Genomic DNA, 3,298 nt, shown 5'->3' with positions numbered 1-3,298 from the left:
TCTCAAATAGCGGACGACAGGGCGAATGGCCGCTGCGGCTCGGACAGGGCTCGGAACAGCCTGAGCATAGCTGGATCGGAAGGGACCAACCACGGCACCTCAGAAACCGTCGAGGACTTCGGCGGTATCCCGATGCAGCGCCGACAGCCGCAGATACGACTGCGCATTCTGGCGCACCTTTTCAACGCCGTCGTCGGTCATCTCCCTGCGCACCTTCGCCGGGACTCCTGCGACCAGCGACCGGGCCGGGATGTCGGTGCCCTCGAGCACGATCGCACCTGCGGCAACGAGTGATTCGGAGCCCACGTGTGCATCGTTGAGGACTGTGGCGTGCATGCCGATGAGGACATCGTCGTCGACCACTGCCCCATGGACAAGAGCCTGATGACCGATCGAGACTCGCGAACCGATGACGACAGGTTTCCCCTCATCGGTGTGCATGACCGTGTTGTCCTGCACATTCGAGTCCTCGCCGATGGTGATCGGGGCGTTCTCTGCCCGGAGCACACATCCGTAGAAGACGCTGGCGCCCTTCTTCACCCTGACATCACCGACCAGAGTCGCACCGGCGGCGATGAACGCCCCGGGGTCGACCTGCGGGGTATGTCCACCGACCGAGATGATGCGCGCCTGGGCGAGGTTGTCGTTTGTCATGAGTCCTCCATTGGTTCACATTGCGTTTCAGTTCCTGTGCTCAACTGAGTCTGCGGCGGTCAAGACGTGACGCCGAGATGACCGGTCGCTTCATCGTCAGTCTAACCGTGAACTTGCCGCACCCGATCGGCCAGATGCACCATGATGTCGCTGTCGCATGCGGGCGCGATAGGGACGCATATTGGACGAATTTGCGTCACGGCCCCTATAGCAGGACAATGGGCGAAATATTTGTCAGAAATTTCACACTGCATTACCCTTGTGTGCCCAAAACGGTTATGTGAACCTTGGGTAAGAGAGTTGCGCGCCTGGAATTTGGGTGTCGTACACCGCGTTCACTTAATTCGTCGAAAGGTCACCATGGATTGGCGACATCGTGCAGCATGCCTCAATGAGGATCCGGAACTGTTCTTCCCGATCGGAAACACCGGTCCCGCCCTGCTTCAGATCGAAGAGGCAAAGACTGTATGCCGCCGCTGTGAAGTAGTGGAGACCTGCCTGCAGTGGGCTCTGGAATCCGGTCAGGATGCAGGCGTCTGGGGCGGTCTCAGCGAGGATGAGCGTCGCGCGCTCAAACGCCGCGCCGCACGTGCCCGCCGCGCCGGCTGAGTCCTGCGCATACTGAGTCCTCTGCCGGCTGAGAACTTCAGCTTCTGCATACAGCCGGTCGCAATCTGAGTCCCTTGCTCTGAACACGAGATGTTCGCATTCTGAGCAAGGGACTCCATTGTGTCTGCACTAGTCCGAGTGCGGTGGAGCACAGCACGCTCCTGCAGCACGGTGGAACCTCACGTGGCTTCCCGGTGCGATCCCCCTACCGCGATACGCAATTCATACCGTCGGGAACTCTTCACCCCTGCAGTGGCAAATCAGTTTGTCGCTGATCAACCCCACACCATGAGTGCCGATTCAGCTGTCTGCAGCGGTTTGATTTGCCACTGCATGTAGGCGAAACGCGATTCAGCGGCTGAGGCGCTGCATCAGTCGTAGGAGTCGGGGCGCAGCGGCACGTCGAGGATCGCCACAGTTCCACCGCCATCGCGTTCTTCCCATTGGATCGAACCCGCCAGATCAGCAGACACCAGGGTCTTCACGATCTGCGTGCCCAGTCCGTTGCCGGGGCTGTGGTGCTCGCCCAGCCCCACACCGTCATCGGCGATCGTGACATGCAGGTGATCGCCCTCGCGCTCCGGAGTGACCCAAACATGTCCGTTGAGCGTCTCCCCCGGGGCGAGGTTCTCCTGCTCGGAGACCGGGAACCCATGTTCGATCGCATTGGTGATCAGCTCCGTGATCGCCAGGGCCAAAGACGTCGCATCCGCCGAGGAGATGGTGCCGAAGGTGCCGCACCGTTTGAGGCTGATCTGCACCAGCGGACTCGTCAGCTCGGGAGTCAGGCGCAGCCCTTTGTCGACGACCTCGTCGAAGTCCACCTCCGATTCGACTCCCTGGCTCAGCACGTCATGGACGACGGCGATGATCGAGACTCGGCGCATCGCCTCCGTCAGAGCACCCTTCGCCTCGGGGCTGTCGATTCGACGTGTCTGCAGCCGCAGCAGCGCCGAAACGGTCTGCAGGTTGTTCTTCACCCTGTGGTGCATCTCTTTGATCATCGCATCGCGTGACAGCAGTTCGCGCTTGCGTCGTCTGATCTCGGAGACGTCCCGAGCCAGGACGATCGCTCCGGTCCGAGTACCGTCATCGGTCAGTGGAATCGCCCGCAGGGACACGCTCGTGCGGTCGACTTCGAGCTCGGTCCGCCACGGTGCACGGCCGGTGAGCACGAGCGGCAAGGTCTCGTCGACCTGTCGCAGCTCGGTGCTCAGGCTCGAGACAACCTCGGCGAGGTAATCCCCCTCGATCTCACCGCTGTGGCCGAGCCGGTGCATGAGTGAAACCGCGTTCGGCGACGCGTACTGGACATGGGAGTCGCGATCGAGGATGAATATGCCGTCGCCGACCCGCGGCTCACCGTGCCTGGCCCCGCTCGGAGCCTCACGGTCGGGGAAGGCACCCTGGGCGATCATGGTCAGCAGCGACATCGCAGACTGGGTGTAGAACTTCTCAAGTCGGGACGAACCCCGGCGCCGGACCTCTTCGGAGTAACGGACCATGATGGCGATGGTCACTCCCCCGCGGAGGAGGGGCACTGCCTCGGCGGAGACCTCCGTATCATCCGTACCGGCGTTGACGCCCAGGGATTTCGCCTGCGCCACCTTCGTCACCAGTTCCCGTGAGCTGGCCGACGAGTCCAACAGCTCCCGTTCGATCCCGGTGGCTCGGGCTCCGATGAGATCACGATTGAACAGAGTCGCGCCGGTCGTCGGACGCGAGTGCGCCACGACTGTATAGGCACCGCTGGCCGAAGGCACCCACAGGACGAGGTCGGCGAAGGACAGGTCGGCGATGAGCTGCCAGTCCCCCACCAGCAGGTGGATGTGTTCGACGTCGGTCTCGTCGGTGATGCCTTCGGCGGCCAGGAGTTCGTTGAGCACTGTGTTCTTCTTCCGGATGGGCAACGGCACAGGCCGATGATGGCGGCCCAGACGTGGGGGGGCAAAGCCCGGGGGGGGGGCCGCGCAGAGGGGCGACCGCGCCGCGGAAGGTACGCGAAAAAAGAGATGATGGGGGGGCGGGGAAGCAA

General features: G+C 62.5%; 3 protein-coding genes. 1 reads left to right on the top strand and 2 read right to left on the bottom strand.

Translation table 11 applies throughout. The features are described from left to right. Positions 1–99: 99 nt before the first annotated feature. Positions 100–654, bottom strand: a complete 555-nt coding sequence (locus tag L0G76_RS14980) for a gamma carbonic anhydrase family protein (RefSeq protein WP_304357950.1) — start codon at positions 652–654, stop codon at positions 100–102. Between the two features lie 360 nt (positions 655–1,014). On the opposite strand from L0G76_RS14980, the gene L0G76_RS14975 reads away from it, so the two are divergent. Continuing rightward, on the top strand, positions 1,015–1,263 hold the full coding sequence (locus L0G76_RS14975; RefSeq protein ID WP_009884680.1) for a WhiB family transcriptional regulator: 249 nt from the start codon (positions 1,015–1,017) through the stop codon (positions 1,261–1,263). Between the two features lie 371 nt (positions 1,264–1,634). Here L0G76_RS14975 and L0G76_RS14970 read toward each other — a convergent pair whose 3' ends face one another. Then, positions 1,635–3,179, bottom strand: coding sequence for a sensor histidine kinase (locus L0G76_RS14970; RefSeq protein WP_487247010.1), 1,545 nt, complete (start codon positions 3,177–3,179; stop codon positions 1,635–1,637). Positions 3,180–3,298: the final 119 nt, after the last annotated feature.

The organism is Brevibacterium picturae (assembly GCF_030453725.1).
Taxonomy (GTDB): Bacteria; Actinomycetota; Actinomycetes; order Actinomycetales; family Brevibacteriaceae; genus Brevibacterium; species Brevibacterium sandarakinum_A.
Note: the sequence above shows the minus strand (reverse complement) of the source record. Positions and strands in the feature narration are given on the sequence as shown.